This is a genomic window from Enorma sp., assembly GCF_982429025.1.
Genome location: NZ_CEWCAA010000005.1, coordinates 65,798 through 81,213, shown reverse-complemented (window position 1 = coordinate 81,213; position 15,416 = coordinate 65,798). Strand labels below are relative to the sequence as shown.

Below are 15,416 nucleotides of genomic sequence, written 5' to 3'. Positions count from 1 at the left end.
GGTACCGTCAAGATTCTTGCGCACTTTTGGACAGCCCCATAGGCCCGCCTTCCGGTGCGTCTACTCGTCCAGCAGCGTCACGTCCAGGTAGCGGCGGGCGCCCCACTCGCTCTCCGCGACGTACTTCAGCCTCGCGGTCACGAGCATGAGGGCGCTTTTCCCGTCGGGGAACGTCCCGACCACGCGGGTTCGCCTGCGGATCTCGCGGTTCAGCCGCTCGATGGCGTTGTTGGTCCTGATCCTCCGCCAGTGCTCGCGGGGGAACCTGGTGTACGCCAGGGTCTCTGCGTAGCCGTCCATGACGACCTTGGCGGCCTCGTTCAGCTTGGCCGCCCGGAGCTCCGAGGCCACCTCGAGCGCCTTGGCCTCGGCGGCCTCGCGCGACTCCATGGCGTGGACTGCCTTGAGCATGGCCGCGACCTTCGGCCGCTTGGACTTGGGCACCCTGGCCAGCACGTTGCGGTAGAAGTGGACCGTGCAGCGCTGGTAGGCGGCCTCCGGGAACACCTCGGCGATCGAGCCGACCATCCCGGCCGCCTTGTCGCCCGTGAACATGCGCACGCCGCGCAGCCCGCGCGACTTGAGCCACGAGAGGAACTCGCGCCAGCACTCCGCCGACTCCGTGAAGCCCTCGGCCGCGCCTATGACCTCGCGGTACCCGTCGTCGTTGACGCCTATGGCGACCATCACGGCCACGTTCTCGTACGAGCCTCCCCACGACCTCTTGAGGTATATCCCGTCCACGTAGACGTAGGGGTAGGCCCTCTCGAGCGGGCGGTTCCTCCATGCCTCCACCGCCTCGAAGGCCTTCTCGTTGAGGTTGGAGACGGTCGAGGCGGACACGCTCGAGCCCCACAGGATCTCGCTCACGTCCTCGATGCGCCTCGTCGAGACGCCCGCGAGGTACATCTCGATCATCGCCTCCTCGACGCTGGTCTCCCGCCTGCGGTAGCGCTCGATGATCGCCGTGGTGAAGCGCATGCCCTTGAGCTTGGGCATCCTGATCGTCACCTCGCCGGACGTCGTCGCGAGCTTCCGCTCGTAGTGTCCGGCGCGGTAGGCTTCCCGGTCGGCGGTGCGCTCGTAGCGCTCGGCGCCGACGAGGTCTCCGGCCTCCTCCTCGAGGAGGCCGTTCAGCGTGTCCTCGACGGTCCTCCTGACGAGCTCGCCGAGATCGGCCCTCAGGGATTCCTCGTTCAAAGATACAATGGGATCGGGCATGGTCTACCTCCAGCATGTTTCTTGTCTAGGCAACTCGAATCATACCGGGGCGGGCCGTGCCCTCCTCTCTGTCTGGACGCTATTCCGCTGTCAAAGTGCGCAAGAAATTGTACGTTACCGTGGCATAGGCGCGTTCCTAAACAGCCGCCGCTGACGCTCTCTACGGCCTGTCGTCCGGGGCGATGCGTACGAGCTTCTCGGCGCTCTTGAACTTGGTGAAGAGCGGCACGTACTCAACGAACACACTCGAGTTCTCGAGGCCATACCACTGCGCGGGCGATCCAGCAAAGCTGCGGATGGCGTACTTGAGGCCAATGGCCGTGCGCTCGCGGCTCACGACGTCGCTCTCGGGTGCCAAAGTCTTTCGAATCATGCAGAACTGGAAGGAGCCGATGGGGCTCGGGCGCTTGTAAACCGAGTAGTCGCGCGTCTGGGGCGGCAGCTCGCCGGTGGCCGAGAGGTCCTGCACGATCTGGCGCAGGTACGCGTTGATGCGCTGGTTGACCTTGTATCCCAAGAACAGATGCACGCGGAACACGTAATCGGTGCCAAAGTCCTCGATTGAGTACGCGCAGGTGTGCGGGTCGTCCATGACCTCGACGTTGATGAACCACCAGGCACGCGCGCGCTTGGGGTGCTTGTCGAGGATGGAATAGAGGATGTCGCGGTCGAGATAGTCCGTGTTGGTGCCATTGGTGAGATAGACCAGGTTATCGCACAGGCGGTCGTAGGTGGTGTCGTCACGCAAGCGCGCCAGCTGGTCGAGGTACTTGCGCACCGGGAGCAGCGTGGCCTGCCGGCGCTCTACAGCCGTGCCCGCATACCAGCAAAGCATGACGCCCATGATGAGCGCGGCAAGCAAGATGGTGAAGTAGCCGCCGTGGAAGAACTTGGTGAGCGAAGAGCCGAAGAAGAAGCCCTCGAGCATCACGAAGAAAGCAAGGAAGATGAACGGGAAGAACTTCACCTTGCGTACGCGGTGCAGGTAGATGAAAAGCAGCACCGTCGTGCAAAGCATCGTGATGGTGATGGCCAGGCCGTATGCTGCCTCCATGTGCGCGGAGCTCTGGAACAGCAGCACCACGATGATGCAGCCCGCCCACATGACCTTGTTGACGAGCGGGATGTAGAGCTGGCCCTTGGTCTCGGACGGATAGAACACCTGCAGGTGCGGCATGAGGTCCAAGCGGCTCGCCTCGGAAACGAGCGAGAACGCGCCGGTGATGAGCGCCTGGGAGGCGATGATGGCCGCGAGCACGGAGAAGACCACGCCGAACGGACGCACCACGCCGGGGAGCATCTGGAAGAAGGGGTTGAGGTCCTCGATGGCGGCGAGTTCCGGGTTGCCGGCATTAGCGAGCAGCCACGCGCCCTGGCCGAGGTAGCTCAGGATGAGGCACGCCTTCACGAAGGGCCAGGTTGCATAAATGTTGCCCTTGCCCACGTGGCCCATGTCCGAGTAGAGCGCCTCGGCGCCGGTGGTGGCGAGGAAGCAGCTGCCCAAGATCATGATGCCCGCGTGGTTGTTGGGGCTGAACAGGAATTGCAGGCCGTACACCGGGTTGATGGCAAGCAGGATCTTGGGGTTCGTGAAGGTGAAGAGCAGGCCTGTGATTCCCAGGAAGAGGAACCAGCCGAGCATGACCGGCCCGAACGCGCGGCCGATCTTGCTCGTTCCGGCACGCTGTACCACGAAGAGGATGCACACGATGATGAGGGTGATTACCACCACGTTCATCTGGTTGTCGCCGATGATCGCATGGGTCTCGGGGATGGTGCGCAGGCCCTCCACGCCGGTGGTGATCGTCACGGCGGGCGTGAGCACGCCGTCGGCCAGCAGCGCGGAGCCGCCGAGCATGGCGGGGATGATGAGCCACTTGCCGTAGCGCCTCACGATGCTGTAGAGCGCGAAGATGCCGCCTTCGCCGTAGTTATCGGCCTTGAGCGAGATGAGGACGTATTTCACCGTGGTGAGCAGCGTTACCGTCCAGATCACGAGCGAGAGCGCGCCGAGCACGAATTCCTCGGTGACGCTCATGATGCCGCCGTTGCCGGCGAGCAGCGCCTTGGTGACGTACATCGGCGATGTTCCGATGTCGCCGTACACGACGCCGATGGTCACGAGCATCGCGGCGAGGCTCACCGGGATGACGTGAGTCTGCGGGTGAGAAGCGCCCTTGATGGTCTTGGGCGGGCGAACGGACTTGCGCTTGCTGCTCGATGCCGCCGCGCGCTTGCGCCCGCGCTTGTTCCCCTTGCCGGATGAAAGATTCGGTTTGATCGATAGGGACGAAGTCGAATCGGGTGGCGCGGCCACCCCGTCGGTTTCTTCCGAGGCCTCGTCAAGCTCTCGGTTCTTGTCTTCAGAAGACATTGCATAACTCCTTGAGAAGCATGGCACGTCGGCGCGAATCTGCGCCGTGGCACGTCATTATAGCGATAGCGCCTGCAATGTGCTATAGGTCGCGTTATGCCGCGGGGGGCGGGCCGCTCGGCGCGCTTGGAGTCGTTCCGCAGGGCAGCTCCCGCGCGCTGAAGCCGGCGGCTCGTCGGCCGTGACGATTGCCGGCATGCCGCAGCTCCCGCGCGCCGAGGCCGGCGGTCTAGAGCCTCCGGACGAGGTAGCAATGGTGGATGCGCTTGTTGCGCTGGAAATCTTCGGGAATGGTGCGCTCGGTGATGTCTTCGAGGCCTATGCCCGCAGCCCTGAGCGCCTCAACGTCCGGTTTAAAGCTGCGCAGGTTGCACGAGAAGATGGCCACGCCGCCCTGTTCGAGCAGGCCTACAACGCCTTTCAGCAGCTCAACGTGGTCGCGCTGCACGTCCCACGTGCGCTCGCCCATGCGTGAGGAGTTCGAGAATGTGGGCGGGTCGCAGAAGATGAGGTCCCAGCGGTTGCGTCCGCGAACCTGCTGTTCAACCCACGCGAGCACGTCGTCTCGAACGAAGTGGTGCGCGCTGCCGGTGAAGCCGTTGAGCGCCATATTGCGCTCGGCCCAGTCGAGATAGGTGTTGGAGAGGTCTACGGTTACGGTTTCCTCAACACCCGCATCTGCGGCGTAGCAGGTCGCCGTGCCCGTATAGGCAAAGAGGTTGAGGAACGTGCGAGCTTGCCGCGCATGCTCGCGCACGAGGCCGCGCGTGATGCGGTGGTCCAGGAAGATGCCGGTGTCGAGGTAGTCGTTGAAGTTGACCGTAAAGGAGAGGCCGCCCTCGCGGATGAGGACATCGCCCTGCGGTGAGGCGGCACCTGCCTGCGGGCTTCCTCCATGGCGCACGCTTGCGCTCTGCTTGCCGTACTGCGAGCCTCCGCGCGAGCGCTGCCGCGTCTTGGCGTGGACATGCTCAGGCGGAACGCCGAGCACGCGCGGAGCGATGGCGAGGATGTCGAGCATGCGGTCGCGGGCCAGCTCGGGGTCGACCGTCTTAGGCGCCGCGTACTCCGCGACGACGATCCAGCGCTCCGTTGCGGGCTCGGAGGCGTGGCCTTGTACAGCGTCGAGTTTGTTGCGGTCACCGTCGTGCCCATGCTCCTCGCCGAGGCTGTTGCAGCCGCCGCCGGCCAGACCTCGATCTTTATGACCGCGGTCCGCCTCCACGGGCGTCCCCTCATAAAGGTCGATGGCAGCGGAATAGTCGGGAAGATCGGCGTCGTAAACGCGGTAGCAGGTGATGCCTTCGCGCCTTGCCCACTTGCGACGCTGGCGCGCGACCTTGATGAGGCGCCGTGCGAACTGTTCGGACTCGGGAACGAGGAGGGGGATGGGCTTGCCGTCACCAACATCGACCGTGGCGCGAGCGGCGCGAGAGGGCTTCTGGTCAGCGGCGCGGTTGCTGCCAGAGCCTTTGCCGGCATGGGGTTCGCCCGCCCCCGCACCGGGGTATGGCGTGCCCGCCGCCTCGGCCGAAGCGGATGCAAAGCAAACGAGCTGCAGCTCATCGCTTCCGAGCAAGAGCGTGCTGGTAGAGCTTGGTGCGCGCCCGGGGATGCGGAGCCCGCCATGGGGGCGCGAGAGCCAGGCGATGGGCATGGATGCGCATGGGGCGAGAGCGGTTGCATCTGTGGCGAGGCGAAGCGCGTATGGGACCACGTCCGGTGCCATGACCGAGGTATCCGCCACGATGACGCCTGCCGGCACATTTCGTCCGAGCGCCCTGCGCAGCGCGTCTGCCTTGGGATCGATGATGTCCACCGCGCATGCAATGCGGCCTGCCGCGACGACGCGCTTGGATGCTTCGACCGCGCGCTCATCGGGGTCGGTTGCGATGATGCGCCCGGGCCGCCGGCTCGCTGCCTGCTCGCGCTCGCGGGCCTCGGCGAGAAGCTCGCGCCATATGGCGCGGTCATGGCGGGCCCACCCCTGGAAACCCCAGCGCGTGCGCGCGGCGCCGGGTGCGCGGTCGGTCAGCCAGGCTGCTGCTTCCAGCAGAACGCCGCCATCGGCACAGGCAAGGTCCACGAGCACGGGAGGCTCGGTGCCCGCATCGCGGGCGCTTTGGCAAAGCTCGGGGAAGCCCGTCTCGGCCAGCACCAGCGCAGCGTAGTCGGGGCGCAGGATGTCGACACCTTGGGGCGCGCGAGCCAGCACGGTGCGTGACAAACGCTTGAAGAGCGGTTCTCCACTCAAGTCGAGGCTCATGCTCGCTCGGTCGCCGCGAATCGTGAGCACGATGCGGGCGTCGGGGGCGTGCGTATCGACCGCCGGGCGCGCGCCCGTCTCGTCTACCATGCGGTCGACGATGCCATCCTTGGCTTTCTGCATGCTGAACCGCGAGTTTCGAAGCTCGGGATTGGTGCCATGGGCAGAAACGGCGATGCTCGTGCCCGGACGGATGATTTCGTGCCAGGGGAGGTCGTACGTTCCTTGGTACAGGTCGCTGGGCGTGGCGCATGCGAAGCGCCCGAGTACGAGCAGCACGCGGCTGGCAAGGTGCGACCACAGGCAGACGCGATAGGCGTCGCGCACCGAGCCCTCGAACGAGACGCGTCCCTTAAGGGGGCGCGGGCGCCGTATGCCCAAGGCGCGCAGCTCGCGTGCGAGCGCTTGCTCGAAGGCAGCCGGGCAGCTTGCGTAGAATTCCATGGTGCGTCCTCTCCAGCGTGGGTGCGCCCATTATACGAGAAGGCCTGCAGCTGATGCGATTCCCCGCGCGCGGCATGGCATAATGTCAAACGGCATAAGCTAAAACGGATATAGGGGGCGGTTGGGCATGTCTGAGCAGCCGATGGCTCTTTTCTTTGATGTGGACGGCACGATTATCTGGTATAAGCCGGGAGCCGATGTTGATGCCACGGTGGCCACGGCGGTTCCGAGCCCTGCTGTGGCCGAGGCGTTCCACGCCCTGCGCCAGCGCGGGCATCACCCGTTCATCTGCACGGGGCGCTCGCTCACCTTGGTTTCGGACAAGCTGCTTTCGCTTGATGTCGACGGCCTGGTTACGGCCGATGGCGCGTGCGTAAGCGTGGGCGGCGAGGTCGTGAGCGACGAGGTCGTTCCGGCGGAGCTCCTCATCGATGTTGCCCGCCGCGCGTACGAGGCCGACTCCCTCATTATGTTCGAGGGCTCGCGCTCATGCGTGACCCTGGTGCCCAAGGGCATGGACTACAAGAACGCGATGGGCGTGGGCGTGGTGCATAGCGTGGAGGAGTTCACCGGAATGGGCGAGCTGCGCTTTAGCAAGTTCGTGCTGCAGGAAAGCGACCGCGCTCGGCTCATGACGCCGGAGAACCGCGCGTTTTTCGATGAGCATTTCGAAGAGTTCGCGCTCGGCCTGCCTGTCTACGAGATGACGCTCAAGGGCGTGAACAAGGGCGCGGGCGTGCGCCGTGTCCTCGAGATGTTGGGGATTGGGCCCGAGCGTGCGATTGCGTTCGGCGATTCTGAGAACGACCTCTCCATGGCAGATGCCGTAGGAACCTTCGTCGCAATGGGTAACGCGATGCCGGGGGTCAAGGAGGTAGCCGATTACGTTACCGATCCCGTCGAGCACGATGGCGTGGTCACCGCCCTCCGGCATTTCGGCTTAATCTAACCGAGCGTGAATCGCAGGCACCCGGTGTCTACGAACCATGTTGAATCGCAGGCACCCGGTGCCTGCGAACCACGCTCTGCGCACAATGTTGACGGGCAAGAAAAAGGGCCCCAGGCAATCGCCCGGGGCCCTTGCTGTAGCGCAAATCCTATCGAGCTGGCTACTCCAATTCAAATGCACCAGTATAGAGCTGATAGTACACGCCGCGCTTCGCGATGAGCTCGTCGTGGCTGCCGCGCTCGATGATGCGGCCGTGGTCGAGCACGATGATCGCATCGGAGTTGCGCACGGTGGAAAGCCGGTGTGCGATCACGAAGGTGGTGCGCCCGCTCATGAGCGCGTCCATGCCCTTCTGCACGATGGCCTCGGTGCGCGTGTCGATTGAGCTCGTTGCCTCGTCCAAGATCATGACCGGCGGGTCGGCCACCGCCGCGCGCGAGATCGAGAGCAGCTGGCGCTGGCCCTGGCTCAGGTTCGAGCCGTTGTCGGTGAGCATGGTGTTGTAGCCCTCGGGCAGTCGCTGGATGAAGCTATGCGCGCCGGCAAGCTTGGCCGCGGCGATGCATTCCTCGTCGGAGGCGTCGAGCCTGCCGTAGCGGATGTTGTCCATGACGGTGCCGGTGAACAGGTTCACGTCCTGAAGCACCATGCCGAGCGAACGGCGCAGATCGCTCTTCTTGATCTTGTTGATGTTGATGCCGTCGTAGCGGATCTTGCCATCCTCGATATCGTAGAACCGGTTGATGAGGTTGGTGATCGTCGTCTTGCCGGCGCCGGTTGCGCCCACGAAGGCGATTTTCTGCCCCGGCTCCGCCCACACGCTCACGTCGTGCAGGACCGTGTGCCCGGGCTTGTAGCCGAAGTCCACATGGTTGAGGCGCACATCGCCGCGCAGGGGAACGAGCGTTGTGGTGCCGTCGTGATGCGGGTGCTTCCACGCCCAGCGGCCGCTGTTGGTGTCGTTGGTCTCAACGAGCTCGCCGTTCTCCATCTTGGTGTTCACGAGCGTCACGTAGCCCTCGTCGTGCTCGGGCTCTTCGTCCATGAGCTCAAAGAGGCGCTCAGCTCCCGCGAGGCCCATGACCACCGAGTTGATCTGCTGCGAGATCTGGCCGATCTGGCCGGAGAACTGGCGCGTCATGTTGAGGAACGGCACCGTCACCGCGATGGAGAACCCAAGGCCCGAGATGGACAGGTTGGGCACGCCCAGCTCGATGAACACGCCGCCCATGAGCGCAACGATGACGTACATGAGGTTGCCCAGGTTCATGAGGATGGGGCCCAGGGTGTTGGTGTACATGTTCGCGGCGCGCGCGGCGCGGAAGAGCTCCTCGTTGCGCACGTCGAAGTCCTCCTGAGCAGCCTCTTCGTGGCAGAAGACCTTCACCACGCGCTGGCCGTTCATAATCTCCTCGACATGGCCCTCGACGATGCCGATTTCCTTCTGCTGCGCGATGAAGTTGCGCGCGGAGCGGCTGCCCAGCACCTTGGTCATGTAGGCCATGAAGCCCATGCCGGCCACCACGATGATGGCCATCCACACGCTGTAGTAGATCATCACGCAGAACACCGAGATGAGCGTCACCATCGTGAGCGTGATGTTGGGCAGCGACTGGCCGATCATCTGGCGCAGAGCGTCGATGTCGTTGGTGTAGTGGCTCATGATGTCGCCGCGCTGGTGCGTGTCGAAATAGCTGATCGGCAGGTCCTGCATGTGGTCGAAGAGCTTCTCGCGGAACTTCTCAAGCGAACCCTGGGTGATAACGGCCATGGTGCGCGTCCAGGTGAAGTTAAGGATGAGCGATACGCAGTAGATGCCGATAAGCGTGATTACGAGCGAGCCGATGCGCCCGGCAACGGACTCCCAGTCGCCCGATTCCCATGTGGCGGTCACGATCTCGAGCGCGCGCTGCATGAAGGTGGCCGGCAGCGACGACAGGATAGCCGAGACCACGATGCAGCAGATTACGAGCGGAAGCGCCTTGGGATAGAACTGGAACAGCGTCTTGATGAGACGGCTGAGCGTCTTGGTGCGCACGCCGGACTTCTTGACGGGCGGCTTCTTGCGGCCCGCGACGTTCTGGCGCGTGTCTTCGGGCTTGGGGGCCTCGGGGGTGTTTACGCCCAGGGTGTTCTTGAAAGCGGTCTCTGCCGAGTTGTTGCTACTCATGTGCGGCACCTCCCTCCATGGTGGCGGATGCTTCGGCGGCGGTCACGGTTTCGGTGGCCGCGTCGTTGGCGGACGTATCGGCGGCAGCGGGCGCGGCGGTCTCGTCGGCGGCTGCGGCTGCGGGCGCGGCGGTCTCGTCGGCGGTTGCAGCCGCGACCTCGTCCTCCTCGCCGGTGCGGTTCTGGCTCTCATAGGTATCGCGGTAGATGTCGCACGTCTGCATGAGCTCGGCGTGCGTTCCCAGGCCCGCGATATGGCCGTTGTCCAGTACAAGGATGCGGTCGGCGTGCTCCACGGAGCTCGTACGCTGGGCGATGATGATCTTGGTGGTCTCGGGCAGGTAGCTCGCCAAGCCTTCGCGGATGAGCGCATCGGTCTTGGTGTCCACGGCGCTGGTGGAATCGTCCAAGATCAGCACCTTGGGGTGCTTCAGCAGCGCGCGGGCGATGCACAGGCGCTGCTTCTGGCCGCCCGATACGTTCGTGCCGCCCTGCTCGATATAGGTGTCGTACTTCTGCGGGAAGGTCTGGATGAACTCATCGGCTTGGGCGAGCTTGCACACCTCGACGAGCTCGTCGTACGTGGCGTTCGGGTCGCCCCAGCGCAGGTTCTCCTTGATGGTGCCGCTGAAGAGCACGTTCTTCTGCAGCACCACGGCCACGTTGTTGCGCAGGAACTCCAGATCATAGTCGCGCACGTCGACGCCGCCCACCTTCACGGAGCCCTCGGTCACGTCGTACAGGCGGCTGATGAGGTTCACGAGCGAGGTTTTGGCCGAACCGGTGCCGCCCATGATGCCCAAGGTCTCGCCGCTCTTGATGTGCAGGTCGATCTCGGCGAGGGCGCGGTGCTCGGCCTTCTCGGAGTAGTTGAATGTAACGTGGTCGAAGTCGATCGAGCCGTCCTTCATCTCGGTGACGGGGTTGGCCGGGTCCTTGATGGTGGGTTCGGTCTCGATGACCTCGACGATACGCTCGGCGCTCTCCTGCGCCATGACGATCATGGCGAAGACCATCGATACCATCATGAGGGCCATGAGGATCATGAAGCCATAGGTGGTGAGCGCGCTGAACTGGCCCACGTTGAGGAGGGTGCCGCGGCTCGAGATGATGAGGTAGCTGCCGAACTGGATGACCACGACGAACACCGTGTAGACGGCGAAGTTCATCATGGGGGTGTTGAGCGCGAGGATCTTCTCGGCGCGGGTGAAGTCGCGGCAGACATCCTGCGCAGCGCGGCTGAACTTCTGCTTCTCGAAGTCCTGGCGCACGTAGCTCTTCACATCGCGCATGCCGGTGACGTTTTCCTCGATGGACTCGTTCAGGGCATCGTACTTATGGAACACGGAGCGGAAGATGGGGTGTACCGTGCGCACGACTTTATACAGGCCGAAGCCGAGCAGGGGCACGACGATCACGAACACCGTGGCCATGGGGCCCGCCATGATGAAGGCCATGACGATGCTGCTGATGAGCAGCAGGGGGCAGCGCACGGCGGTGCGGATGACCATCATGTAGGCCAGCTGCACGTTGGTGATGTCGGTGGTCAGGCGCGTGACAAGCGAGCTCGACGAGAACTGGTCGATATTGGCGAAGCTGAAGGTCTGCACGGCGGCGAACACGTCGTGGCGCAGGTTCTTGGCGAAGCCGCAGCTTGCCTGGCTGCACGTGAGGCCCGCGCCGATGCCGAAGGCGAGCGATGCCAGCGCCATGCACACGAGCACGCCCGCGTAGGGCAGCAGCTGAGCAAGGCCGGCGCCCAGCTGGATGGCGTTGATGAGCTGCGCCGTGACGAACGGAATGGCCACCTCCATGACCACCTCGCCCGTCACGATGATGGGCGTCGCAATGGCCGCGCGCTTATACTCACGGATGCTCGCCATGAGTGTTTTAAGCATTGAGTTCCTCCCATCGATTCCGTACTTTTCCTAAGAGCATGAGCAGCGTTTCCTGCTCCTCGTCTGTGAGGTTCGAAAACGCCTTGCTGCGAAAAGCCTCCCGAGCCTTAAGAGCCTGCAGGGCCTCGCGCTCGCCTTCCTTCGTGAGGTGGACGAAGAGCTGACGGCGGTCATGCGGATCGCGCGTGCGCTCAATGAGGCCCGATGCCTCGATTTTGGCGAGGATCTCGGAGAGCGACCCGGGCTTGAGCTCAAAGCGCGCGCCGAGGGCCTGTTGGGACATTTGGCCGCCCATGCAGTGGAGCAGGCAGAGAATGGGCTCCCGTCCCGAGCGTCCTCCGCCGTGAAAATGCAGGTAGTGGCCACAGAACCCCAGGTTGCGGATGATGAGGTCTGCTCGCGTGGGGTCGGGCATGCCGGGGCAGGAGGAGTCCTGGCCGGTCGCTTCCGCGCGGGTCGCGCCAGCTGTGTCCGGAATGGCATCCATGTGGATTGGGATCTCCTTTCAACTGGTTGGTGGATTTTGAACCAACATAGACTACTACTGTGCAAGAAGATGTCAAGGTACCAAATTAGTCTGGGTCATCCTGGGTCATTCTGGGACGGGTCCGTTTTGACTCATTTTGAAATAGCGCCCCTCAGTTCGCCTGAATGAGTCAAAACGGACCCGTCCCAGAATGACCCAGGATGGCTCGGCGCCGCTCGCCCTTCACCGCAGCTTCGGTCGCGCTGGGCGAAATGAATGTAAGCCGAACCCGTGCGAGGGGTAGGCTCGATTACAGCGTATGAAAACGGCGCGCGCTGCCAACCGGATGACTCGGCCGCTTCGCCCCGCGCGCCCGGCGACGAAGGAGGCTCCCATGGGTGCGCCCAAAACCGGCAATGTGAGGAACGTGGTGCTCGTAGGCCAAGGCGGGGTGGGCAAGACCTCGCTCGCGGAGGCCATGCTCCACCTTTCTGGCAAGACCGCTCGCTTAGGCGGCCATGCGGGCACAAAGCCCACGCTCGACTATGACGCCGAGGAGGTCAAGCGCGAGTTCTCAATTTCGACCTCCATTGCGCCGATTGACTGGAAAGACGTCCGCATCAATGTGTTGGACGCACCATGCTACCCCGACTTCATCGGCGATGCCTATGCGGCCATGAGCGTGTGCGAGACCGCGCTCTTCGTGGTCGACGCCGCGGAGGGACCGCAGCCCACCACGGTCAAGCTCTGGTACGCCGCCGAGGACCTGCGCCTGGCGCGTGCGGTGTTCATCAATCGCATCGACAAGGAAAACGCGGACTACGACGCCTGCATGAAGGCCCTGCGTGAGCGCTTCGGCATGCGCCTGGGCGCTGTGACGCTGCCGTGGGGTACGGGCGATAGCTTCGAGGGCGTCATCGACATCGTGCGCATGAAGGCCCGCCACTGCGAAGGCGCCACGCAGGAGGAGTTCAACATCCCCGAGGAGTACCGCGAGGCTGCTGAGGCCGCCCGCGAGCAGCTCTGCGAGGCCGTGGCCGAGGCCGATGACGACCTTATGATGAAGTACCTCGACGGCGAACCGCTCACCCAGGAAGAGGTCGAGGGCCTGCTCTCCGAGGCCATCGCCAAGCGCCTGTTCGTTCCCGTGTTCGTGGGTTCCTGCACCAAGGAGCTCGGCGTGCATTCCGTCATGGACGATGTGGCCACGTACTTCCCGAGCCCAACGGATTACGGCGAGATGCCGCTCGTTGACGGCGACACGCTCAAGATCTCGGCAGAGGACGACCGCCCCGTGGCCTTCGTCTTCAAGACCTTGAACGATCCTCAGCAGGGGCGCATCAGCTTCCTCAAGGTGCTCACCGGCACGCTCACGCCCGGCATCGAGCTCACCAACGCGCGCACCCGCAAGGGCGAGCGCCTGGCGCACCTGTATGTGATGTGCGGCCGCGAGCAGACCGAGGTGGGCAAGGCCGAGGCCGGCGACATCATCGTGACCACCAAGATCGCCGCGGACACGGGCGATACGCTCTCCGTCTCCGGCAAGATCGAGGCGGGTGCCTTCCAGTTCCCCAACAGCCAGTACCGCATCGCCATCGAGGCCGAGAACCGCTCGGACGAGGACAAGCTCTTCACCTTCATCGACCGCGCCTGCGAGGCCGATCCCACCATGAAGATCGAGCGCGACGAGGAGACCGGCCAGACCATCATCTCCGCGGTGGGCGAGGCGCAGGTCAGCGTGCTGCTCAACCGCCTGGAGGAGCGCACGAAGGTCTCGGCGCACATCGTGCCCATCAAGATTCCGTATCGCGAGACCATCCGTCGCGTGGCGAGCGCCCAGGGCCGTCACAAGAAGCAGACCGGCGGCGCCGGCCAGTTCGGCGACTGCTATCTGCGCGTCGAGCCGCTGCTTGACGGCACCGACTACGAGTTCGTGGACGAGGTCGTGGGCGGCCGCATCCCGCGCGCGCTCATCCCCGCCGTGGACAAGGGCGTGCAGGAGACCATGAAGGAAGGCGTCATCGCAGGTTACCCGCTCACGGGCGTGCGCGTGGCCTGCTACGACGGTTCGTATCACCCGGTCGACTCCAACGAGATGGCCTTCCGTGCGGCGGCGCGCATCGCGCTCAAGAAGGCGTGCGCCGACGCCGACCCCGTGGTGCTTGAGCCCATGGAGAACATCACCGTGACCATCCCCGAGAGCTACGCCGGCGCCGTGATGGGCGACGTGTCCGGCTCGCGCGGCCGCGTGACCGGCATGGACACCGACGAGCATGGCAACACGGTGGTCACGGCGACGGTGCCTTACGCGGAGCTGGTGGATTACGCCACGCGTCTGCGCTCCATCACGCGCGGCACGGGCGATTTCACCATGGAGCCCGCCGGCTACGAGCAGGTGCCATACGACGTGCAGAAGCACCTCGTTGAGTTCTATGAGGAGAGCCGCGCCCAGGGCCACTAGCAGCTGGGCATGGGCCTTATTCGTGCAAAGCGCTGCGGGAAGCGACTCGCCCGCGGCGCTTTGCGCGTCTTTGCGCGTATGATAGAGAAGGAGTCCGGCCGCGCCGGACGTTGGCCATGGTGGTCGTTGGCCGTACTGCCGTTAGCGGTGCTGGACGGTGGCCATGCTAGCCGTTGGCCATGTTAGGTGGTAACCGTGTTGTACGTTATGTGCTGCGAGGAGGGCATATGTCTGTTGTTACCTTGAAGAACGGTGAGCTTACCGCTGCCATCGATGCCATGGGTGCCCAGCTTACGAGTCTTGCGCTCGGAGGCAAGGAATACCTTTGGCAAGCTGATCCTGCCGTGTGGGGCAAGCACGCGCCGATCCTTTTCCCCATCGTGGGCTCCATCCGCGATGGCAAGGCGGAGTCTGCCCAGGGCGAGGTGACGCTCGGGCGCCACGGCCTCGCACGCGATTACGAGCACGCGGTTGTGGCGCAGAGCGAGGGTTCCGTAACCTTCGAGCTCACGGATTCCGAGGAAACCCGCTCGGCGTATCCGTATGCCTTCAAGCTCAATATGACCTATGAGCTCACGGGCCCCGCGAGCCTTACCCAGACGTTCCGCGTGGAGAACACCGGCGATGTCGACCTGCCCTTCTCCGTGGGCGGCCATCCGGCGTTCAACGTACCCGCACCTGGCGGCGAGGGGGAGGCGTTCGACGACTACGAGCTTGCATTCACCAAGCCGTGGAGCTGCGTGGCGCCGAAGATTTGCGACGGCGGGCTGCTTACCTACCGCACGGCGGAGATGGTCATCGACCGCTCCGATGTGCTGCCCATCACGCACGAGCTCTTCGCGGCGGATGCCGTGATGCTGAGCGAGGTGCCCGACGACACGCTCACTCTGCGCAGTCGCGTTTCCGGCCACGGCGTGAAGATTGATTTCCCCGGCTTCAAGTACATCGGCATCTGGAGCGCCGGGGGCGATGCTCCGTTTGTCGCGCTCGAGCCCTGGACGGGGCATGCGACCCTCGATACCGAGGACAACGTGTTCGAGCATAAGCGCAACATCACCATCCTTGCTCCCGGCGAGGTTGACGAGCGCTCGTTTACCGTGACGCTGCTGTAGCGCTTCGGGTTGATGTGACGAACAGGCCGGCTCTATGTCGGCCTGTTTTTTGTCTT

General features: G+C 64.1%; 9 protein-coding genes. 3 read left to right on the top strand and 6 right to left on the bottom strand.

The features are described from left to right. Positions 1–60: 60 nt before the first annotated feature. From AC1VS5_RS02020 to AC1VS5_RS02010, 3 genes are all read right to left on the bottom strand, one after another. Entirely contained in the window at positions 61–1,221 is a 1,161-nt protein-coding gene (locus tag AC1VS5_RS02020; RefSeq protein ID WP_481217532.1) for an IS256 family transposase, read from the bottom strand. Between the two features lie 160 nt (positions 1,222–1,381). Further along, complete coding sequence (locus AC1VS5_RS02015; protein WP_087186463.1) at positions 1,382–3,595, bottom strand: KUP/HAK/KT family potassium transporter; 2,214 nt, start codon at positions 3,593–3,595, stop codon at positions 1,382–1,384. A 229-nt stretch (positions 3,596–3,824) separates the two neighbouring features. After that, positions 3,825–6,305: a THUMP domain-containing protein gene (locus tag AC1VS5_RS02010; protein WP_481217531.1), complete on the bottom strand. Its 2,481-nt coding sequence runs from the start codon at positions 6,303–6,305 to the stop codon at positions 3,825–3,827. Positions 6,306–6,432: 127 nt separating this feature from the next. On the opposite strand from AC1VS5_RS02010, the gene AC1VS5_RS02005 reads away from it, so the two are divergent. Continuing rightward, positions 6,433–7,254 carry an HAD-IIB family hydrolase gene (locus tag AC1VS5_RS02005; RefSeq protein ID WP_419057835.1) on the top strand — a complete coding sequence of 274 codons (822 nt, stop codon included), beginning with the start codon at positions 6,433–6,435 and terminating at the stop codon, positions 7,252–7,254. A gap of 160 nt (positions 7,255–7,414) precedes the next feature. On the opposite strand, the gene AC1VS5_RS02000 is transcribed toward AC1VS5_RS02005, so the two are convergent. The 3 genes from AC1VS5_RS02000 to AC1VS5_RS01990 are packed head-to-tail and all read right to left on the bottom strand — an operon-like array spanning position 7,415 to position 11,808. Further along, complete coding sequence (locus AC1VS5_RS02000; protein ID WP_481217530.1) at positions 7,415–9,424, bottom strand: ABC transporter ATP-binding protein; 2,010 nt, start codon at positions 9,422–9,424, stop codon at positions 7,415–7,417. Further along, on the bottom strand, positions 9,417–11,321 hold the full coding sequence (locus tag AC1VS5_RS01995) for an ABC transporter ATP-binding protein (protein ID WP_481217529.1): 1,905 nt from the start codon (positions 11,319–11,321) through the stop codon (positions 9,417–9,419). Before AC1VS5_RS01995 ends, AC1VS5_RS02000 begins: the two co-directional genes overlap by 8 nt. Beyond that, the gene (locus AC1VS5_RS01990) at positions 11,314–11,808 is read right to left on the bottom strand and encodes a MarR family winged helix-turn-helix transcriptional regulator (protein WP_481217528.1); all 495 of its coding nucleotides are present in this window, start codon (positions 11,806–11,808) and stop codon (positions 11,314–11,316) included. The genes AC1VS5_RS01995 and AC1VS5_RS01990 overlap by 8 nt, the downstream gene beginning before the upstream one ends. Before the next feature lie 373 nt (positions 11,809–12,181). On the opposite strand from AC1VS5_RS01990, the gene AC1VS5_RS01985 reads away from it, so the two are divergent. Both AC1VS5_RS01985 and AC1VS5_RS01980 read left to right on the top strand, forming a co-directional pair. After that, positions 12,182–14,248: an elongation factor G gene (locus AC1VS5_RS01985; protein WP_481217527.1), complete on the top strand. Its 2,067-nt coding sequence runs from the start codon at positions 12,182–12,184 to the stop codon at positions 14,246–14,248. Between the two features lie 227 nt (positions 14,249–14,475). Next, positions 14,476–15,360 (top strand): aldose 1-epimerase family protein, encoded by an 885-nt coding sequence (locus tag AC1VS5_RS01980; protein ID WP_481217526.1) that lies wholly within the window; start codon positions 14,476–14,478, stop codon positions 15,358–15,360. The last annotated feature ends 56 nt before the right edge of the window (positions 15,361–15,416 follow it).